Origin of the sequence: Foliimonas ilicis (assembly GCF_039939195.1) — a bacterium.
GTDB classification, from domain to species: Bacteria; Pseudomonadota; Alphaproteobacteria; order Rhizobiales; family Rhizobiaceae; genus Foliimonas; species Foliimonas ilicis.
In genome coordinates, this window is record NZ_JBDUUH010000002.1 from 41,644 (window position 1) to 63,730 (window position 22,087).

23 protein-coding genes are annotated in these 22,087 nt (G+C 57.1%); 8 read left to right on the top strand and 15 right to left on the bottom strand.

What is annotated here, in order from left to right; all coding sequences use genetic code 11:
* The first annotated feature begins 113 nt into the window (after nt 1-113).
* Entirely contained in the window at nt 114-1,403 is a 1,290-nt protein-coding gene (gene gltA / locus ABFT80_RS05585) for a citrate synthase (protein ID WP_347970898.1), read from the top strand.
* A 51-nt stretch (nt 1,404-1,454) separates the two neighbouring features.
* On the opposite strand, the gene ABFT80_RS05590 is transcribed toward gltA, so the two are convergent.
* From ABFT80_RS05590 to rpsB, 14 genes are all read right to left on the bottom strand, one after another.
* On the bottom strand, nt 1,455-1,796 hold the full coding sequence (locus ABFT80_RS05590) for a hypothetical protein (RefSeq protein WP_347970899.1): 342 nt from the start codon (nt 1,794-1,796) through the stop codon (nt 1,455-1,457).
* A gap of 84 nt (nt 1,797-1,880) precedes the next feature.
* Nucleotides 1,881-3,059, bottom strand: a complete 1,179-nt coding sequence (lpxB, locus tag ABFT80_RS05595) for a lipid-A-disaccharide synthase (RefSeq protein ID WP_347970900.1) — start codon at nt 3,057-3,059, stop codon at nt 1,881-1,883.
* Nucleotides 3,056-3,961 carry an LpxI family protein gene (locus ABFT80_RS05600; protein ID WP_455189882.1) on the bottom strand — a complete coding sequence of 302 codons (906 nt, stop codon included), beginning with the start codon at nt 3,959-3,961 and terminating at the stop codon, nt 3,056-3,058. Before ABFT80_RS05600 ends, lpxB begins: the two co-directional genes overlap by 4 nt.
* Complete coding sequence (lpxA, locus tag ABFT80_RS05605) at nt 3,933-4,769, bottom strand: acyl-ACP--UDP-N-acetylglucosamine O-acyltransferase (RefSeq protein ID WP_347970901.1); 837 nt, start codon at nt 4,767-4,769, stop codon at nt 3,933-3,935. The genes ABFT80_RS05600 and lpxA overlap by 29 nt, the downstream gene beginning before the upstream one ends.
* Before the next feature lie 13 nt (nt 4,770-4,782).
* Nucleotides 4,783-5,253: a 3-hydroxyacyl-ACP dehydratase FabZ gene (gene fabZ, locus ABFT80_RS05610; RefSeq protein WP_347970902.1), complete on the bottom strand. Its 471-nt coding sequence runs from the start codon at nt 5,251-5,253 to the stop codon at nt 4,783-4,785.
* Nucleotides 5,246-6,304 (bottom strand): UDP-3-O-(3-hydroxymyristoyl)glucosamine N-acyltransferase, encoded by a 1,059-nt coding sequence (lpxD, locus tag ABFT80_RS05615; RefSeq protein ID WP_347970903.1) that lies wholly within the window; start codon nt 6,302-6,304, stop codon nt 5,246-5,248. The genes fabZ and lpxD overlap by 8 nt, the downstream gene beginning before the upstream one ends.
* A gap of 53 nt (nt 6,305-6,357) precedes the next feature.
* Nucleotides 6,358-8,715, bottom strand: a complete 2,358-nt coding sequence (bamA, locus tag ABFT80_RS05620; protein WP_347970904.1) for an outer membrane protein assembly factor BamA — start codon at nt 8,713-8,715, stop codon at nt 6,358-6,360.
* 219 nt (nt 8,716-8,934) lie between these two features.
* Complete coding sequence (gene rseP / locus ABFT80_RS05625) at nt 8,935-10,074, bottom strand: RIP metalloprotease RseP (RefSeq protein ID WP_347970905.1); 1,140 nt, start codon at nt 10,072-10,074, stop codon at nt 8,935-8,937.
* 108 nt (nt 10,075-10,182) lie between these two features.
* Nucleotides 10,183-11,010, bottom strand: a complete 828-nt coding sequence (locus ABFT80_RS05630) for a phosphatidate cytidylyltransferase (RefSeq protein WP_347971379.1) — start codon at nt 11,008-11,010, stop codon at nt 10,183-10,185.
* Between the two features lie 5 nt (nt 11,011-11,015).
* Nucleotides 11,016-11,771, bottom strand: a complete 756-nt coding sequence (locus ABFT80_RS05635) for an isoprenyl transferase (protein ID WP_347970906.1) — start codon at nt 11,769-11,771, stop codon at nt 11,016-11,018.
* Nucleotides 11,768-12,322, bottom strand: a complete 555-nt coding sequence (gene frr / locus ABFT80_RS05640) for a ribosome recycling factor (protein ID WP_347970907.1) — start codon at nt 12,320-12,322, stop codon at nt 11,768-11,770. Before frr ends, ABFT80_RS05635 begins: the two co-directional genes overlap by 4 nt.
* A 33-nt stretch (nt 12,323-12,355) precedes the next feature.
* A complete protein-coding gene (gene pyrH, locus ABFT80_RS05645) occupies nt 12,356-13,078 on the bottom strand; it encodes a UMP kinase (protein WP_347970908.1) in 723 nt (240 codons plus the stop codon).
* Between the two features lie 118 nt (nt 13,079-13,196).
* Complete coding sequence (tsf, locus tag ABFT80_RS05650) at nt 13,197-14,120, bottom strand: translation elongation factor Ts (protein WP_347970909.1); 924 nt, start codon at nt 14,118-14,120, stop codon at nt 13,197-13,199.
* 114 nt (nt 14,121-14,234) lie between these two features.
* Entirely contained in the window at nt 14,235-15,014 is a 780-nt protein-coding gene (gene rpsB, locus ABFT80_RS05655) for a 30S ribosomal protein S2 (protein ID WP_347970910.1), read from the bottom strand.
* Nucleotides 15,015-15,307: 293 nt separating this feature from the next.
* On the opposite strand from rpsB, the gene ABFT80_RS05660 reads away from it, so the two are divergent.
* Nucleotides 15,308-16,942 carry a GMC oxidoreductase gene (locus ABFT80_RS05660; RefSeq protein ID WP_347970911.1) on the top strand — a complete coding sequence of 545 codons (1,635 nt, stop codon included), beginning with the start codon at nt 15,308-15,310 and terminating at the stop codon, nt 16,940-16,942.
* Between the two features lie 5 nt (nt 16,943-16,947).
* On the opposite strand, the gene ABFT80_RS05665 is transcribed toward ABFT80_RS05660, so the two are convergent.
* The gene (locus tag ABFT80_RS05665; protein WP_347970912.1) at nt 16,948-17,778 is read right to left on the bottom strand and encodes a cell envelope integrity EipB family protein; all 831 of its coding nucleotides are present in this window, start codon (nt 17,776-17,778) and stop codon (nt 16,948-16,950) included.
* A 131-nt stretch (nt 17,779-17,909) separates the two neighbouring features.
* Here ABFT80_RS05665 and ABFT80_RS05670 point away from each other — a divergent pair, with 131 nt between their 5' ends.
* The 6 genes from ABFT80_RS05670 (at nt 17,910) to ABFT80_RS05695 (ending at nt 22,077) form a co-directional block, all read left to right on the top strand.
* Nucleotides 17,910-18,374 (top strand): RidA family protein, encoded by a 465-nt coding sequence (locus ABFT80_RS05670; protein ID WP_347970913.1) that lies wholly within the window; start codon nt 17,910-17,912, stop codon nt 18,372-18,374.
* 9 nt (nt 18,375-18,383) lie between these two features.
* On the top strand, nt 18,384-19,109 hold the full coding sequence (locus ABFT80_RS05675; RefSeq protein WP_347970914.1) for a glycerophosphodiester phosphodiesterase: 726 nt from the start codon (nt 18,384-18,386) through the stop codon (nt 19,107-19,109).
* A 120-nt stretch (nt 19,110-19,229) separates the two neighbouring features.
* Entirely contained in the window at nt 19,230-20,384 is a 1,155-nt protein-coding gene (locus ABFT80_RS05680; RefSeq protein WP_455189894.1) for a GNAT family N-acetyltransferase, read from the top strand.
* A gap of 48 nt (nt 20,385-20,432) precedes the next feature.
* On the top strand, nt 20,433-20,858 hold the full coding sequence (locus ABFT80_RS05685; protein WP_347970916.1) for an HIT family protein: 426 nt from the start codon (nt 20,433-20,435) through the stop codon (nt 20,856-20,858).
* 58 nt (nt 20,859-20,916) lie between these two features.
* Complete coding sequence (locus tag ABFT80_RS05690; protein WP_347970917.1) at nt 20,917-21,546, top strand: MarC family protein; 630 nt, start codon at nt 20,917-20,919, stop codon at nt 21,544-21,546.
* Between the two features lie 15 nt (nt 21,547-21,561).
* The gene (locus ABFT80_RS05695) at nt 21,562-22,077 is read left to right on the top strand and encodes a hypothetical protein (RefSeq protein ID WP_347970918.1); all 516 of its coding nucleotides are present in this window, start codon (nt 21,562-21,564) and stop codon (nt 22,075-22,077) included.
* The last annotated feature ends 10 nt before the right edge of the window (nt 22,078-22,087 follow it).

Genomic DNA, 22,087 nt, shown 5'->3' on the forward strand with positions numbered 1-22,087 from the left:
TTAACTTGGCAGGCATTTGGAAATGCGATAGCACAGGCGCGCAATCGATATTTTCCGAGGGACGTTCCTCGGAAACTTTGGCCTTTTGGTGCTGTAATATTAAGGAGCTTGCGATGAGTGACTCGACGGCAAAACTCGAATTGGGTGGCAAAACTCATGAGTTCAAGGTTCGAAGTGGCTCTGTCGGTCCAGATGTAGTCGATATTGCGGCGCTTTATAAAGATGCTGGAATTTTCACCTACGATCCGGGTTTCACCTCCACTGCAAGCTGCGAGTCGCAGATAACCTTCATCGATGGTGATGAAGGCGTTCTCCTTCACCGCGGCTATCCGATCGATCAGCTTGCCGAGCATGGCGACTTTCTCGAAATCTGCTACCTGCTCCTTTACGGCGAATTGCCGACAAAGGCTCAAAAGGAAGATTTCGATTACCGCGTAACGCGCCATACGATGGTGCATGAGCAGATGTCGCGCTTCTTCACCGGCTTCCGCCGCGACGCCCATCCGATGGCCGTCATGTGCGGTGTCGTCGGTGCGTTGTCGGCATTCTACCATGACTCGACCGACATTTCCGATCCGCATCAGCGTATGGTCGCATCGATCCGCCTTATCGCGAAAATGCCGACGATTGCCGCGATGGCATTCAAGTACCATGTCGGCCAGCCCTTCGTTTATCCCAAGAACGAACTGAACTTCGCCGCCAACTTCCTGCATATGTGCTTTGCCGTGCCTTGCGAGGAATACAAGGTGAACCCGGTCCTGGCGCGCGCTATGGACCGCATTTTCATCCTGCATGCCGACCATGAGCAGAATGCCTCGACATCGACCGTGCGCCTTGCCGGTTCGTCGGGCGCCAACCCATTTGCTTGTATCGCTGCAGGCATTGCATGCCTCTGGGGTCCAGCCCATGGCGGCGCCAATGAAGCTGCCCTCAACATGCTTTCCGAAATCGGCCATGTCGATCGCATTCCCGAATTCGTCAATCGCGCCAAGGACAAGAACGACCCGTTCCGTCTCATGGGCTTCGGCCACCGGGTCTACAAAAACTACGATCCGCGCGCCAAGATCATGCAGAAGACGACGCATGAGGTTCTGGGCGAACTCGGCATCAAGGACGATCCGATGCTCGACGTTGCAATCGAACTTGAGCGTATCGCGCTGACCGATGAATATTTCATCGAAAAGAAGCTCTATCCGAACATCGACTTCTATTCGGGCATCACGCTGAAGGCCCTCGGCTTCCCCACGACCATGTTCACCGTTCTGTTCGCTGTTGCGCGCACCGTCGGCTGGATCGCTCAGTGGAAGGAAATGATCGAAGACCCGAGCCAGAAGATCGGCCGTCCGCGCCAGCTTTATACCGGCGCAGCAGAACGCGACTACGTTCCGATCGCAAAACGCTAGTCAGCAAAAAGGGCGCCGATCGGCGCCCTTTTTGTTTACCTGCATTTCAGCTCATCGACCTTGCAGGACACGCACCACGTTGGGCGTAAGCTGGCCGCGAGCACCGGCACTGAGATCCGAGTTCGTCAGGCGGCCTGACGCCACGCCACGGGTTACACGCTGACAATAGACACGTGGTGTATTGCGCACGGAAACATTCATAAGCTTGGCCATTGCCCGCTGCGTTGCGATCGGCTTGCGTGCTATGTTTCTGGTGCAGTTGTTGACGAAATCTGCGCGCAAGGCGGGGCTGCCTTTAAGGGCCTCACGACCGACATCGTAGCTTGCGCCCGTATTGCATCCTGCGATCGCCAGCATTCCTGCCAAAGCAGTCAGTTTTAATATATGCATCATCACCTCTCCTCTTCCTTCAGGGAGATGTGACCAAACTGAAGACGATAATGCAACCCAGCGTGGATAGCGGGGAGACGATACGCTTTATTGCAGATTCCGCGGGCCAGCGATTGCGTCCAGAACGATCCGAGACGCGATGTCACCGGAAGGCTCGCTCGTCGCCATCCGATGCCTGACCTCTGCAAAGCCTTCCTTCTGCCAACGTCGCAGAGGCGTCTCGTCGAGAAGCGGTTCGAGACAACGGGCCAGATAGCCGGGACGCAGGTAGGATTCATAGGCCTCGAATGCTACGGGCCGGTCCGCAATGAGATTTGGCAGCAGCGCCGACCAGGACTTGATCAGGCGCTTTGCGACCTTCATCACCGCATCCACGCGGTAGCAGGAGACGAACGGCACGCCTGCCAGTGCAAGTTCCAGAGAGACGGTACCGGATGCGATAAGTGCTGCATCGGCTTTCCCAAAGGCGCGCCACTTATCTTCCGTACCAAGCAGAATCTCCGGCTTTTCCGGCCAATTCGCCACTGCAGCAGAAACAAGCTCCGCGACATGCGGAACGGTCGGCAGCACGAGGCGCAGATCATGCCCGCGACTGCGCAACAGGTAAACGGTTTCGCCGAAAAGGTCGATCAGGCCGCGAACTTCACTCTTTCGCGAACCCGGCAGCAGAAGCAGCGTCTTTTGGCCGGAACCTCGCTCTATTCGTTGGTCTTGAGACGTCGCAGCAGCAAGCACATTCGCATCATGGCTCAAACGATGGCCAACGAAAGTGCCTTTCGGCCCGCCAAGCCTTTCCAGTTCGGCGGGTTCGAACGGAAGAAGGCATAAAATATGATCGACATAGGGCAACATGGCGCGCGCCCTACCCGGCCGCCATGCCCAGACGCTTGGGCAGACATAATGGACAATCGGAATTTCCGGGCATGATGCACGGACTTTCTTTGCCACGCGCAGCGTGAAATCCGGGCTGTCGATGGTAATCAGGCAATCGGGCTTCTCAGCGCATATCATGCGCGCCGTCTCGCCGATACGGCGGATAAGGCGCGGCAAATCCCGCAGGATCGCAGTGACGCCGACCAATGCGATGTCGCTCGCGTCGAATGGAGGCTTAAGGCCGAGCTCCATCAAATGACGGCCGCCGACGCCCACCAGCTTGATCTCACGGCCCGTCTTGCGGGCAAGGGCGCGCACAATGTCCGCACCCAGCAGATCGCCGGATTCCTCTCCGGAAACGATAGCGATTTTCAGCGGCGCGCTGGAGGTCATGTGTCTTCCCTCCTGGCCAATCCCAATATGAAGAGCCCGCATTCATCGGCGCGGCTCATCACTTCCGGATAGTCGAGAATGAAGGAATATTCCGCTTCGACTGCAATGCCAGCAAGACCTGCACGATGCGCCGCGATGACGGTTGCCGGTCCAATCGTCGGCAAGTCCGCGCGCAATTCCTGCTGCGGCTTTGCGCATTTGACGAGCACGCCGCGTCCCTTGCCAGCAATGCGCCCGTGTGAACGAAGATCGGCCACGCGCTCCAGAAGGCCGTCCGTGCCTTCGATGCCTTCAAGTGCAATCACTCGTCCGCCGATGGCCACGGCCGCCTGCCCTATATCGAGTGCGCCGATCGCCTTTGCTGCGGCCAGGGCAGATTCAATATCGCGCGAATCCGCCGCCAGAGGCCGCGCCTTGGTCATCAGGCCCTCGTCCGCCAGCATGGATGGGACGATTTCGTGCGCGCCGACCACCTTGATACCGGCATCCTCGATGCCACGGATCAGCGTTCGCAAAAGCCCGTCATCGCCGCGCGTAAGCCCTGCGATCAATCGTGGAAGAATGGAAATGAGGGCGAGATTGGGCCGGAGCTTTTTCCAGTCCGGCCTGCGGTCGATCGAGCCAGCCAAAACAGCGTGGGTAACGGATTGCTGCTTCAGCGTCGGGATCAACAGAGCGATCTGCTCCAGCGACAAAACCTTGTGATCGTATGCCTCGAGGCCGGAATCGCTATCCACCTCACCATCGACTATGACGATGAAGGGCTTTTCGCCAGCCGCGGCAATGCTGCGCGCTACATTTACCGGAAGGCGCCCGCCACCGGCGACAACCGCCACCTTGCGGTGGTCAGAATGATGCGGGTCAAGAACCGCTTCAGCCTTCGTCATTGCTGGCGTCGTCATCGCCGCCATCTTTGAGCGGCGGAACGCAAAAATGACGTTTCCCGCGCGACGTGATGAAGTCGATTATTTTCATCGCAGTCGGCGAACTGGAGAACTCGGCCTTCGCCATCTCGACATTCTCGGCAACGGTGCGAGAACGGTCGAAGATCGTCCGGTAAGCCTTTCTCAACAAATGGATTTCGGAGCGCGCCAATCCTGAGCGCTTCAACCCGACAATGTTCAAACCGCGAAGATTTGCGCGATTTCCCATCGCTATTGCAAAAGGAATGACGTCGCCGACGATTGCCGAGCATCCGCCCAGAAATGCATTGTCACCGATGCGTACGAACTGATGAACTGCAGTCAGGCCACCAATATTCACATTGTCGCCGACCTCGACATGGCCGCCCAAAGTGGCGCCATTTGCAAAAGTGGCATTTCGGCCAACGATGCAATCATGCGCGATATGGGAATATGCGAGAAAATTTCCGTTCTCGCCGACTGTCGTCGCACCGCGGCTATCGTCCGTGCCGGTATGCATCGTCACGGCTTCGCGTATGACGCAATTGCGCCCGATATCGAGCGTCGTGCGTCCGCCCTTGTGCTTCGCATTCTGTGGAGGCGCGCCGAGCACGGCCTGCGGATAGACCTTGCTGCCCTCACCCAGTGTCGTAGCACCGATGATCGACACGTGGCTGACGATTTGTACGCCGTCGCCGATGACCGCGTCCGGCCCGATGTAACAAAGCGGTCCGATATGAACGCCGGCGCCGATTTTAGCGCCCGGCTCGATTACAGAGGATGGGTGAATGAAAGTTTCTGCGTGCATAAGGTCTCGCGGATCAGGCGGGTTGCTTGGGCGACATCATAGCGGAAATCTCGGCCTCGGCCGCCTTGTGTCCGTCTACCATGGCTTCACAAGCAAAACGCCATATGCTGCCGCGCTTCTTCAACTTCTTAACATGAATTTCCAGGCGATCGCCCGGAACGACAGGGCGCCTGAATTTCGCATTGTCGATGGTCATGAAATAAACAAGCGACGGACATTCTGTTTCCTGGCTTCGAATGCAGATCGCGCCTGCGGTCTGCGCCATCGCCTCGATAATCAGCACACCGGGCATCACCGGCTGCTCAGGAAAATGGCCCTGAAAATGCGGCTCATTGATGGTGACATTCTTGATGCCGATTGCCGAATTGTCGGCATCCACTTCGATGATGCGATCTATGAGCAGAAATGGATAGCGATGAGGCAAAAGCTTCATCACCTGCATAATATCCAGCGTGTCCATCGTCGTCGTCTGGCCGTCAGCCATCACTGCCACCCCGTGTCGGCTTGAGCTTTGAAAGTTTTCTGATCGCGGCGACGTCGCGCATGAAATCGAGAATCGGCCTTGCCGGAAGGCCAGCCCAGACCTCACCGGCCGGAACGTCGTTCATGAAGCCGCTCGCCGCGGCGAGCTTCGCACCGCTGCCGATGGTCAGATGGTCGGCGAGGCCAACACGTCCGCCCATCATTACGTAATCGCCGACCGTCACCGAACCCGCAATGCCGCAATGGCCTGCAATCACACAATGGCGACCGATGCGGACATTGTGTGCGATCTGTACGAGATTATCGATCTTGGTGTTTTCACCGATCACCGTATCTGCAAGCGCGCCACGATCGACCGTCGTGTTGGCACCGATCTCGACATCGTCCTGAATGATGACACGGCCGATCTGTGGCATGCGCTCAGGCCCTTGAGCGCCTGCGGCAAAGCCGAAACCGTCCTGCCCGATCCGCGCGCCGCCATGAATGACCACGCGGTTGCCAATCATAGCATATTGGACACTGGCGTTCGGGCCGACATAGGAGTCGCGCCCGATCTGGCACGAATGACCGACGATTGCATTGGGAGCAATGAGTGTACGTGCACCAATCGAGACATCCGGGCCGACAACAGCGCCAGCCTCGATGATTACGTCTTCTTCGATCTTTGCAGATGGATGGACGAATGCGCGTTCCGAAATACCAGTCTCACCGCTCACCGGGCCGGGCAAGGCTGCCATCGGGTAGAGAAGCCGGCCGATCTGGGCAAACGCCGACTGCGGACGCGGCGTGACCAGAACAGCGATGCCTTCGGGCACTTTTTGAGCCACGTCGCCCGTGCAGAAAATCGCTGCTGCGTTCAAATCACCGAGGTTCTCCGCATTGCGTTTGCCATCGACAAACACAATTGCGCCCTCGCCGCCCTCCGTGGCGGAAGCGATGGTGGAAATTTGTCGTTCGGCATGAGCAGCATTTACGAGCTGCGCACCGGTCAGGGTCGCTATTTCCAATACAGTGTAGAAACGCGACGGCACGAAGAAAACCGGATCAGACATGTAAGCCTTCTCTTCCGGGCCAAGGAACGGCCCGGAAGCATCGTTTCACGCAATTAGAAGCGCGTCGATATGCCGAAATTGAAGTTCTGCTCGTCGTCGGAGTCTTTTTTGACAACCGGAACGGCATAATCGATACGAAGCGGACCAAATGGCGAAGCCCAGATCAGACCGACGCCGACAGATGCGCGCCATTCCATTCCTACGGACTCAGTCGCAAAAGTAGTCTTGTTGCCGTAAAGGGTTGCCGCATCGGCAAAAACGGCACCCTTCAAGCCGAAGCTTTCAGGAATAACTGGCATCGGGAACTGAGCTTCAGCGGACGCATTGAAATACGTCGTGCCGCCGAGATGATCGTCTGAGTTCCCGTCGTATGGTCCGATACCATTGAAATCGAAACCGCGGATAATGCGATCCGTGCTCTGGAAGTGATCAAAGATACGCAGATCTTTCGAGCCATAAGAAGCAATATGACCCGCACCGCCGCTCAAGAGGCCGACAACGTCGTATTCTTCGTTGAGCGTGTGATAGTAAGAACCGCGACCTGTGAACTTCACCCACTGCGCATCGCCGCCGAGACCGGCAACTTCCGTCGTGAACGTTGCGTACACGCCCGAATGCGGGTTCTTCATGTCGTCGATGCTGTTGTAAAGCAATGTTCCCGAGACAGACGATTTGGTCCACGGGCTTTCCTCAATACCTTGCTGGATCGCCTCCGAAATATCGCACTTCAACGGATCATAATTATCATTGGTCAAGCAGCGATTGCGGAAATCGTAGCGCTCTTCCGTGTAGTTGTAGGCGATCTGCGTCGAGAAGCTTTCCGTGATCGGAAGACCGAGACGCACGGTCGCGCCCGTCAGCTCGCTCTCGTACTTATCGTACTGGCGCGTCTGGCGGTAAATATCGAAACCGGCCGAGATACGGCGACCGAGGAAATACGGCTCCGTGAATGACAAGCCGAAATCGCGAGAATTCCTGCCGCCACCGGCGGAAACGCGAATGAACTGACCGCGACCGAGGAAGTTACGCTCGGTGATCGAGCCTTCCACCGACGGACCAGGCGTTGCGCCGCCCGTGGTGTAACCTGCACCGATCGAGAATTCACCCGTCGACTTTTCAACCACATCGACGACCAGGATAACCTGATCAGGCTCGGAACCCGGAGCGGTCGAAACTTCGACGCGCTCAAAGTAATCAAGGGCTTCAAGGCGCTTCTTGGCGCGCTGGATCAGAACCTGATTGAACGCATCACCTTCGGCGATATCGAATTCGCGACGAATTACATAGTCACGCGTACGGGCGTTGCCGCGGATTTCGATGCGCTGGACGTAAGCGCGCGTGCCCTGATCGACGGTATAAACGACCGAGATCGTCTGGTTTTCGAAGTTACGGTCGCCACGCGGCGTTACCTGAGCGAAGGCATAGCCAAGGCCTGCCGCACGCTCGGTAAGGGCAACGATCGAATCTTCAACCTTCTTGGCGCTGTAGACATCGCCTTCACGCGAATCGACCAGCGGCAGAAGGGTCTGACCATCGAGCTCGGGGATCGTGCTTTCAACGCTGACGCCACCAAACTTGTAGCGCGCACCTTCTTCAACGGTGATCGTCACCGTGTACTGATTGTTCGCTTCGTCCAATTCACCGAATGCCGAAACGACGCGGAAATCCGCATAGCCGCGGTTGTAGTAGAAGCGACGAAGGGCTTCTTCGTCCGCACGCAGGCGATCTTCATCATAGATGTCATCACGCAGCAGGAACGAAAGGATCGTGGACTTCTTGGTCGCAATCACGTCCGAAAGACGACGATCGCCGAACGCAGTATTGCCGACGAAATTAACCGCCGCGATTTTCGTGCGATCACCTTCGTTGATGTTGAACACGACATTCACGCGATTGCCGCCGAGGTCCATGACCTGCGTGGTGACAGTCGCATCATCGCGGCCGATGCGGGCATAGGCTGCGCGAATGGCTTCAGCATCCGTTTCCAGCGCCGGGGCCGAGAAAGTTCCGCGCGGCTTCACCTGTACGGTGTTGATAAGCTGCACGTCCTTGATCTTGCTGTTGCCCTGGAAGAGCACCTGATTGACAACCTGCAGCTCGGAAACCTGCACGACAAGCGTCGAGCCCTGCTGATTGATACGGACATCGGAGAACAAGCCGGTAGCGAAGAGCTTCTTCACCGCCTCGTCGATGTCAGCGTTGGAAAATGAGCCGCCCGGACGAATACCCACATAGTTGCGGATCGTCTCTGCATCGACGCGTTGATTGCCACGCACATCGATATTGTTGACCACAGCAGCTTGCGCAGCAGAAACCGCTGCAACCTGCAAAGCCACAGACCCCGGAACAACCAGAGCGGCGGACATGGCCACCGCGGATGCGGCGCTCAGGAAATTAGATGATGCCTTCATAGGGCTTTATAACCTTTTTCTCGAAGTCCCCACGGCGAGAAAGCCGGACGTCGCGGTAAATTCTCGTACCGTATTAACCGGATTTTCCTTACAAGCAAGGCTTCTGGTTAAATTGTAACTACTTCGCCGCACGGCGTGGCATTCGCGTCACGCTTACAGGCCGTTATGGTTAAAACCACCTCAACGAGCGCGGCGTTTGTAGCGAATTTCTTCATAATTTCAGCAACCAAACAGATCATTCCAGAAAACGAAGAGCATGAAGCCGAGCACCAGAAACATCCCTACCCGATAGATCAGATCCATCACACGTTCCGAAACCGGCCGCCGCATCACGGCCTCGGCTCCATAAAACATCAGATGTCCGCCATCGAGCGGCGGAATCGGCAAGAGGTTCAGAATTCCGATTCCCACAGACAGCAAAGCGACAAGTTGCACAAGCCACTCGAAGCCGAGATTGGCAGCTTTACCAGCCATATCGGCAATTTTCACCGGCCCGCCCAATTGGCACTTGTCCTCACGCCCAACGACGAAGCGCTGCAGGAACTGCCCAGTGCGCGCAATAATGTGGCCGGTTTCCTTTACCGCCTCTACCAGCGCGCCTGCCGGGCCATATTCAATTACGCGCGGCTGCCCCATCTGCTCGTTGTTCACAACGCCGATGACGCCAAGTTTGATCGTGTTTCCAAGCGCATCCTGCTGCTCGGAAATTTCCGGCGTCGCCTTGAGAGTCACCTCCCGCTCGCCGCGCAGCATAACGAAGTCGATGGAATCGCCTGCCCTGCCCGAAACAAGCCTCTGGACATCGGCAAACGTCTGAACCTTCTGACCGCCAACGCTGACAAAACGGTCGCCGGGCTCAAATCCGGCCAGTGCCGCAGGGCTTTCCGCACGCACTTCGGCAACGGTCGGTTCGCTCACGAATTTGCCGTAAGTCACGAAAAGAACTGTGAAAACCGCAATGGTCAGCAGGAAATTGAAGAGAGGTCCGGCGAAAACAGTCGCCGCGCGTTTCCAGACCGGCTGGGTGTGGAACGCGACCTTGCGCTCTTCGGGCGTCAGCGCATCCATCTCGCCGGAATTTGGCGTGCTCGTCGCGTTCATGTCGCCGACGAATTTCACATATCCGCCAAGCGGAATGGCTGAAAGCTTCCAGCGCGTGCCACGCTTATCGTTGAAGCCAATCAATTCCGGGCCGAAGCCGATCGAGAACGCCTGCACACCGATGCCGCACCAGCGACCGACCAGATAGTGGCCCATTTCGTGGACGAACACGACAACCGTCAGAACGAAAAGAAAAGGTACGATCGTGCCGATCAGGATGCCGTTGGTGCTGAACAGTGCGGAAATTATCTCGTTCAATTCAAACCCTCGGTCGGAAACTCACGCGACACAGAAGCTGAATGTGGCTTCAAACCGGGCGAATCCGTGGCGTTCACGGCGTGATTTTTATCCAGCCACAGAAAGGAGCTAGATTGAGAAGAAAACATGCGATGGATGATCGGCCGAGCCGAGCGCCCACCCGATCAGGTACATGGCAAAAGCTGCCGCGACAAGCCCGTCGGCGCGATCCATAACGCCGCCGTGGCCCGGTATCAGGTGACCGGAATCTTTGACGCCATGCCGCCGTTTCACCCAGGATTCGAAAAGATCGCCGAGTTGCGAAATCACTGACAGGAATGCAGCCACGATTATCAGAAAGAAAGTCGCACCTGTTCCTACAAACGCGGCAATCAAAAAACCGCCCAGAATTCCGCCAATCGTACCGCCGATTGCACCGCTCCACGTTTTTCCTGGTGAGATGGCAGGCGCCAGCTTGGGGCCGCCAATGGCGCGCCCGACGAAATAGGCCAGAATGTCGGTGGTCCAGACAATTGCGAACAGGAACAGGATCGCGACGAGGCCCGATGCGTCACCATCACGCAGCATTGCAATGGCCAGACCGGAAAGGGATGCGTAGACAAAACCGCCCGCGTCCCATCGCGTGGTCATTCCGGCTTTCGCGCAAATAATAAGAGCGATTGCCGCCAGCACTATGAAGCCGATCAAGAGATTGGCGCTAACTCCGCCGACCAGAGCGACCATAAAAACAAGAATCAGGATTTCCGGCAGCATCGCAAGGCTGCCTGAAACACGGTTGGCCAAGGCACCGCGCGACATCACTGCCCACTCATAGAACATGGCACCGGAAATCAGCGCAGCCAGAATGCGAAACGGCAAGCCGCCAAGCCATGTGATGAGAAGAACGGCAGCGCCAAGCACGATCGCCGAGATTATGCGGAGCTGGAGATTGCTCATCTCCTTCACGACGCGAACTCCTGCTCGGTGCGACCGCCGAAGCGTCGTTCGCGGCGCGAGAACTGATCAAGCGCCTGATTGAGATGATCGGATGTGAAATCCGGCCAGTAGCATGGCATGAAGACCAACTCGCTATATGCCGCCTGCCAGAGCAGGAAGTTCGAAAGGCGCATTTCGCCGCTGGTGCGGATCACCAGTTCAGGATCGGGAATGCCTGCCGTATCGAGAAATCCGCCAAAGGTTTCAGCGGTTACGGATTCAAGTTGCAAGTCACCATCCATCGCGGCGCGGGCCATTCTCTTTGCAGCGCGCAATATCTCGTCCCGACCGCCGTAGTTGAAGGCAATCACGAGCGTCATATTGCGATTTTCAGCGGTCTTTTCTTCAGCCGCCTCAAGCAATTTGCGGATTTCAGGCTGCAAACCTTCGCGCTCACCGACGATCCGAACGCGAACACCATTTCCGTGAAGCTCGTTCAGATCCTTGTGGATGAAGATTTTGAGCAATCCCATAAGGTCGCTCACTTCGGATTGCGGCCGCGTCCAGTTTTCCGAAGAAAACGCGTAGACCGTCAGCCATGGAATGCCCTTTTGGCCAACTGCGCGAACGATCCGCCGCAATGCCTCCACGCCCGAGCGATGGCCGGCAACGCGCGGCAGACCGCGCTCCTTGGCCCAACGGCCATTGCCATCCATGATTATCGCGACATGCGCGGGATTGGTCATTGTTCTGTTTTCAGTAGCCTCAGGCGTTTCCGTCAAACCTGCATGATTTCAGCTTCTTTGCCCGTCAGAAGACTATCGATCGAGCTGATCGTGTCATCGGTCAGCTTCTGCACCTTGTCGGATTGAGTGCGGGCATCGTCCTGCGAAATATCGCCGTCTTTTTCGAACTTCTTCAGTTGGTCCATGCCGTCGCGACGCACATGCCTTACCGCGACGCGGGCGTTTTCAGCATAGGTGTGGGCGATCTTCACCAGTTCCTTGCGGCGCTGTTCGTTCAGTTCCGGCAAGGGAATGCGAAGATTGGTGCCGTCCATGATCGGATTGAAGCCGAGATTCGATTCCCGGATCGCGCGATCGACTGCGCCGACAAGCTGCTTGTCCCACACGGAAACCGAAATCATGCGCGGCTCTGGAACTGACACGGTCGCAACCTGGCTGATCGGCATGGGCGATCCATAAGCCTGCACCTGAATGGGATCGAGAAGATTGCTCGAAGCGCGTCCGGTACGAAGCGACGCCAAATCGTGCTTGTACGCGCTGATGGCACCTTCCATGCGACGCTGCAGATCGTTCAAATCGAAGCTCATTCTTTCCTCCTGAATTAGGCGGTCAATTTCGAATTACGTTTCGGAGACGACCGTGCAACGGCCAGCCCCTCTGAGAATGTCGCCGAGACCGCCTTCTTCATGTATCGAATAGACGATTATCGGTATGTTGTTTTCGCGTGCAAGCGCAATCGCCGCCGTATCCATGATCGACAGGCCTTTGACCAGCACCTCCTGGTGGGTGATCCTGTCATAGCGCGTTGCGGTCGGATCTTTTTTCGGATCGGCCGAATAGACGCCGTCGACTTGCGTGCCCTTCAAAAGCGCGTCCGCGCCGATTTCGGCGGCCCTTAGAGCCGCTGCCGAATCCGTGGTGAAGAAGGGGTTGCCCGTGCCGCCGGCGAAGATGACGACCTTGCCGGCATTCATGTAGGCGGTCGCCTGGCGCTGCGAGAAGCTTTCGCAAATCTCTGGCATGGCAATTGCCGAGAGAACAACCGTTTCCACGCCAAGCTTGACCAGCGAGGTGCGCAGCGCCAGCGAATTGATGACGGTTGCCAGCATTCCCATGTGGTCGCCGGTTACGCGGTCGCCGCCCTTGGAAGCGACTGCAACGCCGCGGAAGATGTTTCCGCCGCCGATCACCACGCCGACCTCAACACCCAGCGAGCGGGCTTCGGCTATGTCTGCGGCGATGCGATCCACCACCGAAACGTCGATCCCGAACCCCTGTTCGCCCATCAATGCTTCGCCGGAAGCTTTGAGCAGCACGCGGCGATATAGGGGCTTAGATGTCATCAGGGGCCTCGTGGAACACTATCTTGGCTGTCCGATACACGAAGGGCGCCGCGATGTCACGCGGCGCCCTTCGTCAAATCGATGCTGGCAACGAATCCCACAAGGGATTGATGCTGCGTTACTTTTTAACCGCTGCTGCTACTTCCGCTGCGAAGTCGGTTTCTTCCTTCTCGATGCCTTCGCCAAGAGCGAAACGCAGGAAGCCGGTGAGCTTTGCAGGAGCGCCGATTTCCTTTTCAGCTTCCTTGAGAGCCTGCTCGACCGTCACATCGGGGTTGAGAACGAAGGCCTGCTTGAGCAGAACGACTTCCTCGTAGAACTTGCGCATACGGCCTTCCACCATCTTTTCGATGATGTTTTCCGGCTTGCCGGATTCGCGAGCCTGATCCGAGAAAAGCGCCTTTTCACGAGCAACTGCCGAAGCGTCGACTTCTTCAGCCGTCAGTGCGAGCGGGTTGGTCGCTGCGACATGCATGGCAACCTGACGCGCAAAAGCGCGGGCGGCATCTGCATTGCCGGTCGTCTCGATAGCAACCAGAACACCGAGCTTGCCGAGGTTGTCGGCAACCGCGTTGTGCACATAGGTTGCGACAGCGCCGTTCGAAACCGAAAGCTTTGCCGAGCGGCGGAACGAGAGGTTTTCGCCGATCGTGCCGACAGCGTCCTTGATTGCGTCAACGACGGATTTGTCGGAGCCCGGATATTTTGCAGCCGAAACAGTCTCGCTCGAACCGTCGGTCGCCAGAGCGACCTGCGAGACGTTGCGGACGATGTCCTGGAACGCGTCGTTGCGTGCAACGAAGTCGGTTTCCGAATTGACTTCGACGACAACCGCGCCGCTTGCATCGGATGCAACGCCGATTAGACCTTCGGCAGCCGTGCGGCCAGCCTTCTTGTCGGCCTTGGAGATACCCTTCTTGCGCAGCCAATCGACCGCTGCTTCGATATCGCCGTTCGTTTCGTTCAGCGCTGCCTTGCAGTCCATCATGCCTGCGCCGGTCAGGTCGCGCAGTTCTTTGACCTGTGCTGCCGTAATGCTCATTGTGACCTCTTTGTTCGAAATGCGTTCGCGCACCATCGACAATCGATGATGCGCCGGACGCCGGCGCGACGATGCGCGCCGAACATCAACGATTTAAGACCTGTCGGCCTTAACTTATGCTTCCGGCTTTTCGGCCGGGGCTTCGCTCAAAGCAGGCTCAATCGGAGCTTCTTCGGAAGCGCCGACATCAACGCCGAACGAACCCTGCTGACGCGCAATGCCGTCGATGGCAGCGCGGGCTGCGAGGTCGCAATAGAGCGAGATCGCACGGGCCGCGTCGTCATTGCCGGGGATCGGGAAGTCGATGCGGTCCGGATCGCAGTTGGAATCGATGATCGCAACGACCGGGATGCCAAGACGCTTGGCTTCCTGAATGGCGATTGCTTCCTTGTTGGTGTCGATCACGAACATCAGGTCAGGCGTCGAGCCCATGTCCTTGATGCCGCCGAGAGCCTTGTTGAGCTTCTCGCGTTCGCGGTCGAGGTTCAGACGCTCCTTCTTGGTGAAGCCCTGAGCTTCGCCAGCCAGCATCTCGTCGAGCTTGCGCAGGCGAGCGATGGAGTTGGAGATCGTCTTCCAGTTGGTCAGCATGCCGCCGAGCCAGCGCGAATTGACGTAATACTGAGCCGAACGCTGAGCAGCGTCCGCCACGATGTCCGAAGCCTGGCGCTTCGTGCCGACGAACAGAACGCGGCCGCCCTTGGCGACGGTGTCCGAAATCTGCTTCAGAGCCTGGTGCAGCAAAGGCACGGTCTGGCTGAGGTCGATGACGTGGATGTTGTTGCGTGCGCCGTAGATGTAAGGCGCCATTTTCGGGTTCCAGCGGTGAGTCTGGTGGCCGAAGTGAACACCAGCTTCCAAAAGCTGGCGCATGCTGAAATCAGGCAGAGCCATTCTAGTTTTCCTTTCCGGTTGGCCTCCACGGACACCGACGCTTCGGGACTATCCCTCTGCGCCACCGGAGGTTTCTGTCGGATTTCTCCCGAGCAGACACCAAAGTCCGTGTGTGGAATGAGCGCGCATATAACTGCACCTTTGCGCAAAAGCAAGCGGAGCCAAGCTTTTCACATGCGCTTCGGCTTACGGGTGCAACGCACAAAGAGTTCGGGTGCGTTGCACAACGTTACTTGTGCCTTATGGCGCTTTGATGGTTGCTTGGTGCTTTCACATAAATTGAATTGCTTGAAATGATTTTTGAATTTTCCGATACGGGCCAGCAATCAGATAGCGATGTCTGTATCGTGGGAGCCGGTCCGGTCGGTCTCGCCCTTGCATTCAAATGCGCCGCTCAAGGCCTCTCGGTTACGGTTCTGGAATCAGGTGGCGCCGACACCGACAACGACCAGAATGTGCTTGGCCCAGTCGAGATCCTGACGCCGCATCACGCCGAAACAAGCCTCACAACGAGACGCGGTATCGGCGGAACCTCCATTCTCTGGGGCGGCCGCTGCGTCACGCTCGACGACATCGATTTTCAGCCACGCGATTTCGTCGCCTTTTCAGGCTGGCCGATAAGTCACCGCGAAATCGCCCAACATTATGACGAGGCGCTGTCGTTTCTCGGCTACGGTCGCGACGACGATGCTCTCCGGCTGGCAGCAGCCGAAGCATCGGGCGATATCGTCGACGATTTCCTTGAACGCTGGAGCGCAAAGCCGGACCTCAAAGATTTGCATGAAGCCCAGTTGCGCAAATCGGAGCGCATCACGGTCCGGCTCGGATCGACCGTCACCGCGATCGCCTTGGATGCGTCCGGGGCCAAAGTAACCGGTGTCCACGTCCGATCACGAGGAAGCGATTCTTTTATACGGGCGAAATCTTATGTGCTGGCCAGCGGTGGCCTCGAAAACGCTCGTCTTCTCCTGGCGGCCCAGCAGCTTTGGCCCGATAAATTCGGGGGGCCGGATGGGGCGCTTGGGAGATTTTATTGCGGCCACCTCACCGGCTATCTCGCAGCGATCCGTTTTGCGAAGCCCGATTTCGCCAAGCGCCTCTGGTACCGAAAGAATCGCGATGGCTCGCACATACGGCGGCGGCTGGCGCTTAGCCAGGAAGCGCAACTGAAGCACTCGCTGCTGAACGGCGCGTTCTGGCTCGACAGTTTCTCGGTTGCAGACCCTGAACATGGCAGCGGCGCACTGTCGATGCTCTATGTCTGCATGGCTATGCTCGGTCTCTATCCGAAGGTGGGAAATGGTCTTGCGCCCTCGCCCACCGAACCGAAAGCGCGAAATTATCGCCGGCATTTTTCCAATATCCGGCAGGATCCCCGGCTTCTTACCGGCACGTTTCACGTTCTTTCGCAGCTTGTAGGAAGGCGACTCGGAAAGAAAATCTTTGCTCTCGCCAATCCCGAGAACCATTATCTGCTGCGCTATCACACCGAACAGGTGCCCGATCCGACCAGTCGCGCCACTTTAAGCGAGCGCGAGGACGGGGCAGCACTACCGCGCCTGAGCGTCGATTTTCATTTCCAGAAGCAGGATGTCGAATCGGTCGTCCGGTCTCACGAAATCATCGATGAATGGCTTCAAAGCGAGGGAATCGGCCGACTTCACTATCTGACCGCACCCGAACGCCGCGATGAAGCCGTGCTCAATCAGGCGCTGGATGGCTATCATCAGATCGGGCTGACGCGGATGTCGGAAAGCCAATCGACCGGCGTGGTCGATCGCAACTGCCGGGTTCACGATGTCGCGAATCTATTCGTCGCAGGAAGCTCGGTGTTTCCGACTGCGGGACAGGCAAACCCGACGCTTCCCGCGGTAGCGCTCGCCTTGCGGCTCGCAGATCATCTCGGAAATCTGGTAAAACGCGTCTAAGCGCTTTACTTGTCGCAGGTCTGCTTTGGCGCAGGCTTGAACAGCGAAAGATTGACCAGCTTACCCGTCATGGAAAACTCGCCGTAATCCATCAGCAGGTCGCGCGTCAGGCCATTTTCATGAAGCTTGAAGCTGATCCTGTATTCCGGCACCTCTTCGCCGCCGCCATTGTCGAGATCGAAATAGGCGATATCAACCGGCCAGTAGGCGTCTTTTTCAAGACCGGCCAGTACCGGGCGCTCCGGGTCGTCTGACTTCACTTCGCTCTTCTTGCCGACGACGACGGTCGTCGTCATCACCTTGTCGGCGTCTTCGGAGCCATCGAACAGATTGGTCTCGTAGAAGGTTTCGCCCTTCTCCGCCTTGTCGATCATTTCCACCAGATGCTGGGTTGGAAACTGCGTCTTGCCGAGTTCGAGACTGTTGGCATCCGGCTTGTCGATCTGCACCTTGAGGCCGGACGGCTCGACTTCCGCCGTGCCTTTCAGTTCCCGATCCAGATTCTGATCGACGAAGGATTTGGTGACGAAATTGAACGTCTTTCCGTCTCCGCCCTCGAAAGTCGTCGTCTGCTGATCCGTCATTTGCGACTTATCACCCGTCTGTATCTGGGTCACGAAGCGGAAATTGACGGTGTAGCCTTCGCAAGGTGATCCGTTGAATTCGTAGACCATGCGGCCAGACAGACCCGTAATGCCCGAACGATCGGAGGCCTTGTCCAATACGAGGTCATAGACAGCGCGGTGCGGCGCAAGGACAGGTGCTGCCGAGGCTTGCGCCGAAAAAAATACCAGGGTCGAAAACAGGGAAAGCGGAACGAGGCGCGATGCGCGCATGAACGAACTCCATTCGACGGCATGAATACCGCTGTGAAAGTTGGGCATTCTAAAAAAAGTCGTGGCGGAAGCGAGGCAAAAATAGCAGTTTCCAGCAGTACCAGTATCAAACATCAAAAGAGGTAAACGCAATGAGCGACACAATCGAGAGCCGTCTGGCAGATTTGGGAATTACGCTGCCAGTCGCCGCTGCACCTGCCGCGAATTACGTTCCTTTCGTTCAGACCGGAAATTTCGTGTTCACCGCGGGCCAGTTGCCTCTCAAGGATGGAAAACTGGCGGCAAGCGGATTGCTCGGGCGCGATCTCGACACCAAAGCGGGCCAGGAAGCCGCAAAGCTTTGCGCAATCAACATTCTGGCGCAGGCAAAAGCCGCACTAGGCGATCTCGAAAAGATCAAAAAGCTGGTGAAGATCACCGTATTCGTCGCTTCCGACACCGGCTTTACCGAACAGCACCTCGTGGCCAACGGCGCATCCGACTTCCTGGTGGAAGTGCTCGGCGAGCGCGGAAAGCACGCACGTTCCGCGGTTGGCACGGCAGTTTTGCCGCTGAATGCCGCCGTCGAGATCGAAGCCATTATTGAAACCGCGTGAGTTGCCTCAATGTCCGACATTTCCTGGCTGACCAGCCGGCCGATTGCCCATCGCGGCTATCACGACCTGAACAATAAAATCTGGGAAAATACCCTCTCCGCCTTCGGTCGAGCGATCAAAAAGGGCTACGCGATCGAATGCGACGTGCATTTGTCGTCGGATGGCGTTCCAGTCGTTTTTCATGATGACGGCTTGAAGCGTCTTGCTGGAACGGACGGTTATGTGTGGCAGCGAACGGCTGCGGAATTTGGTGCCATGCAGATTGGCGGCACCGCCGACCACGCTCCCACCCTCAAGGAAATGCTCGACTTCGTTGCCGGGCGCGTGCCGCTCGTCATCGAGCTGAAAGGTACACCGGGAAAGGATGATGGACTGGTCGAGCGTGTCTGCACGCTTCTGCGCGCCTACGAAGGACAAGCCGCGATCATGTCCTTCGATCATTGGCTGATCCGCGAATTTCCCAAACACGCCGAAGGAATTCCGGCGGGGCTGACAGCATGGGGTTCAGAACAACACGAGCTGGAAGCGCATTTCGCCATGCTCGGCAACGGCATTTCCTTCGTATCTTACGCCGTTGACCATCTGCCGAACCCGTTCGTCAGTTTTGTGCGTGGCAAGCTTGGGATGCCGGTCATCACCTGGACGGTTCGAAACGACAAGGCGGTAGCGCAGACATTCGAACATGCGGATCAAATGACGTTCGAAGGCTTCGAACCCGAAGCCGCTTCCGTTTAAAGCGAACATGCCACCCATTGTTTTGCCGTTGCCAAGGCGTAAGTAAGCGACATGGACAAAAGCTCGGCAGATGAAGGCGAAGGAAACGGCGGAGAGTTCGTTATCCGCGCCGTTCCGGGGATGGGAAGCTTCACAGAAAGCGAATGGAATGGCCTTTCCGGCAGCTCAAAAGAAACTTTAGAAGAAGCATACAACCCTTTTATTTCGTTCAAATTTTTACAAATACTTGAAGAGTCTGGATGCGTCAGCCCAGGATTGGGCTGGCAGGGACATCATTTGCGACTGGAAGCGCCGGACGGCGCACTTCTCGGTGCCGTTCCGTGCTATCTGAAATCGCATAGCCAGGGCGAATATGTCTTCGACCATGGCTGGGCGGATGCATTTGAGCGCGCCGGCGGGCGCTACTATCCCAAGCTTCAATCCTGTGTGCCTTTCACGCCTGCGACCGGGCCACGGCTTCTGTCATCGCGTGCAGCGAACGCACAGGCCGTAAAGGCGGCCCTCGCCGCCGGTCTGAAAACCGTTACCGACCGGCTCGGCGCTTCATCATCGCACGTCACCTTTGCGCAGGAAGACGATATGCTGGCGCTTGAAGAGGCAGGGTTCTTGCCGCGAACCGACCAGCAATTCCATTTTTTCAACGAAGGCTTTTCGACCTACGAGAACTTTCTGGAAACGCTCGCCTCGCGAAAGCGCAAGGCTTTGCGCAAGGAGCGGCGCGAAGCGCTTTCGTCAGGCATAGAGATAGAATGGCTAACCGGAAGTGATTTGACGGAAGCCGTATGGGACGATTTCTTCGCCTTCTACATGGATACCGGCAGCCGCAAATGGGGTCGCCCATATCTCACGCGGAAATTCTTTTCGCTGATTGGCGAGCGAATGGCCGACGACGTGCTGCTCGTCATGGCGCGCCGCGCGGGAAACTATGTTGCGGGCGCGATCAATTTCATCGGCTCAGACACACTTTACGGACGAAACTGGGGCTGCATCGAGGATCATCCCTATCTGCATTTCGAAGTTTGCTACCATCAGGCAATCGATTTCGCGATCGAGCGCGGCTTGCGTGTCGTCGAGGCCGGCGCACAAGGGGAGCACAAGCTGGCGCGCGGTTATCAGCCGGTCATCACCCATTCCGCTCACTACATCTCACATCCGGGACTGCGCCGTGCAATCGCCGATTATCTGCAGCGTGAACGACGCGACGTCGAAGACACGAAACAATATCTCGATGAGCACACACCGTTTCGCAAGACCGGCAACGAGCCGCAAGATTGACGCGGCATGCATGCTCGCTCTATGCAATCGACTAAAGAGAGGGACGAGATGGGCACTTACGACGACACCAATGTCTTTGCTAAAATCCTGCGCGGCGAACTTCCGTCGCACAAGCTTTACGAAGACGACGACACCTACGCCCTGATGGACATCATGCCGCGCGGCGACGGCCATTGCCTGGTGATCCCGAAGAAGGCCTCACGTAATATTCTCGACGTCGAGACCGACAGTCTCGCAGCGGTTGCAAAAACAACGCAAAAGCTGGCTCGCGCCGTAAAGAAGGCGTTCGACGCCGATGGCGTCACCGTTCAGCAATTTAACGAAACTGCGGGCGGACAGATCGTCTTCCACCTTCATGTCCACATTATTCCGCGCTTCGAAGGCGTTGCGTTGCGGCCGCATAGCGGCAACATGGAAAAGCCGGAAATTCTTGCCGCGAACGCAGAGAAAATCCGCGCCGCTATAGAAGTCTGATTTCACCGCGCGGGCTTTATCTCCGCGAATATCAGCATGAACGGAAAGGAATAGGGCTGTGCCAAGCTATGACATTCTGTTCAACGCCTTCGTGACGATCCTCGTCACGATCGACCCGCCCGGCCTCGCCCCGCTTTTTCTCGCCGTCACCCGCGGCATGACACGAGATGAACGCAAGCAGGTATCGATCCGGGCGAGTGTCATCGGCTTTTTAATTCTCGCGATCTTCGCATTGGCCGGTGCCTTCATTCTCAATTTGTTCGGCATCACCCTGCCCGCTTTCCGTGTAGCGGGTGGAATTCTGCTTTTCGTCATCGCGTTCGACATGATTTTCGAGCGTCGTCAGCAGCGGCATGAAAACAGCGCGACCGTCGCCATCACCAAGGACATGATCCATAACGTCGCCGCCTTCCCGCTGGCGATCCCATTGATCGCCGGTCCGGGTGCCATCTCGGCAACGGTTCTGCTTTCAGGATCGTTTCAAGGCTGGTCGGCACAAATCGCGCTCGTGGCGATCATCCTCGTCTGCCTGCTTCTGACCTATCTCGTCTTCATTCTGGCAGAACGTGTCGATGGCCTGCTTGGGCATACCGGACGCTCGATACTGACCCGTATTCTCGGCGTTATTCTCGCGGCGCTGGCCGTGCAATTCATCGCCGATGGCGTGAGGGCGCTTATCGCCGTCTGAACAGGAGAAACTGCAATGCGTCTTTTACTGGCAGCTGCACTTTCCATGAGTTTCAGCGGCACAGTATCCGCTCAAGACTACAATTCGATGAGCACAGACGAGCTCAAATCGTCGCTTACCTCCGCACATCCCGCCGCCTACTACATTTTGGCAAACAAGCTCTTTTACAGCGGTAAAAAAGACGAAGCCGTTTTCTGGTTCTATGCCGGACAGCTTCGTTACCGCGTGCACCTCGCCTGTCCACTGGATCAGGGCAAGTCGGGAGATGCTGCACTTTTCGGCTCATTCTCCGAAGTCATTGGCCGCCCGCTGAACGAGTATGCGTTCGGCGATGTCGATGAAGCGGTGAAAACCATCGATGCGGCCCTGGAATGGGACGCCCGCAATAAGAATGACTTCACATCGAAAACGAAATGCGCGAGTCAGCTTGCGCAAAATCGCGCCGGCTTGCAGTCACTCCGGGATTCCATGATCAAGCAGGCAGATGACATTCGCGCCAAGCGAAAAGCGAACGGATTGCCAAACAGATAGCTCCGCTCAA

Bases quoted from the DNA above. Each gene is read 5' to 3' on its own strand.
- ABFT80_RS05665 (WP_347970912.1), bottom strand. From the start codon at position 17,778: ATGCGCGCATCGCGCCTCGTTCCGCTTTCCCTGTTTTCGACCCTGGTA.
- ABFT80_RS05630 (WP_347971379.1), bottom strand. From the start codon at position 11,010: ATGAGCAATCTCCAGCTCCGCATAATCTCGGCGATCGTGCTTGGCGCT.
- bamA (WP_347970904.1), bottom strand. From the start codon at position 8,715: ATGAAGGCATCATCTAATTTCCTGAGCGCCGCATCCGCGGTGGCCATG.
- ABFT80_RS05670 (WP_347970913.1), top strand. From the start codon at position 17,910: ATGAGCGACACAATCGAGAGCCGTCTGGCAGATTTGGGAATTACGCTG.
- ABFT80_RS05590 (WP_347970899.1), bottom strand. From the start codon at position 1,796: ATGATGCATATATTAAAACTGACTGCTTTGGCAGGAATGCTGGCGATC.
- ABFT80_RS05680 (WP_455189894.1), top strand. From the start codon at position 19,230: ATGGGAAGCTTCACAGAAAGCGAATGGAATGGCCTTTCCGGCAGCTCA.
- ABFT80_RS05660 (WP_347970911.1), top strand. From the start codon at position 15,308: ATGATTTTTGAATTTTCCGATACGGGCCAGCAATCAGATAGCGATGTC.
- tsf (WP_347970909.1), bottom strand. From the start codon at position 14,120: ATGAGCATTACGGCAGCACAGGTCAAAGAACTGCGCGACCTGACCGGC.
- ABFT80_RS05675 (WP_347970914.1), top strand. From the start codon at position 18,384: ATGTCCGACATTTCCTGGCTGACCAGCCGGCCGATTGCCCATCGCGGC.
- ABFT80_RS05695 (WP_347970918.1), top strand. From the start codon at position 21,562: ATGCGTCTTTTACTGGCAGCTGCACTTTCCATGAGTTTCAGCGGCACA.
- lpxD (WP_347970903.1), bottom strand. From the start codon at position 6,304: ATGTCTGATCCGGTTTTCTTCGTGCCGTCGCGTTTCTACACTGTATTG.
- lpxB (WP_347970900.1), bottom strand. From the start codon at position 3,059: ATGACCTCCAGCGCGCCGCTGAAAATCGCTATCGTTTCCGGAGAGGAA.
- frr (WP_347970907.1), bottom strand. From the start codon at position 12,322: ATGAGCTTCGATTTGAACGATCTGCAGCGTCGCATGGAAGGTGCCATC.
- gltA (WP_347970898.1), top strand. From the start codon at position 114: ATGAGTGACTCGACGGCAAAACTCGAATTGGGTGGCAAAACTCATGAG.
- pyrH (WP_347970908.1), bottom strand. From the start codon at position 13,078: ATGACATCTAAGCCCCTATATCGCCGCGTGCTGCTCAAAGCTTCCGGC.
- ABFT80_RS05685 (WP_347970916.1), top strand. From the start codon at position 20,433: ATGGGCACTTACGACGACACCAATGTCTTTGCTAAAATCCTGCGCGGC.
- fabZ (WP_347970902.1), bottom strand. From the start codon at position 5,253: ATGGCTGACGGCCAGACGACGACGATGGACACGCTGGATATTATGCAG.
- lpxA (WP_347970901.1), bottom strand. From the start codon at position 4,769: ATGCACGCAGAAACTTTCATTCACCCATCCTCTGTAATCGAGCCGGGC.
- ABFT80_RS05600 (WP_455189882.1), bottom strand. From the start codon at position 3,961: ATGACGACGCCAGCAATGACGAAGGCTGAAGCGGTTCTTGACCCGCAT.
- rpsB (WP_347970910.1), bottom strand. From the start codon at position 15,014: ATGGCTCTGCCTGATTTCAGCATGCGCCAGCTTTTGGAAGCTGGTGTT.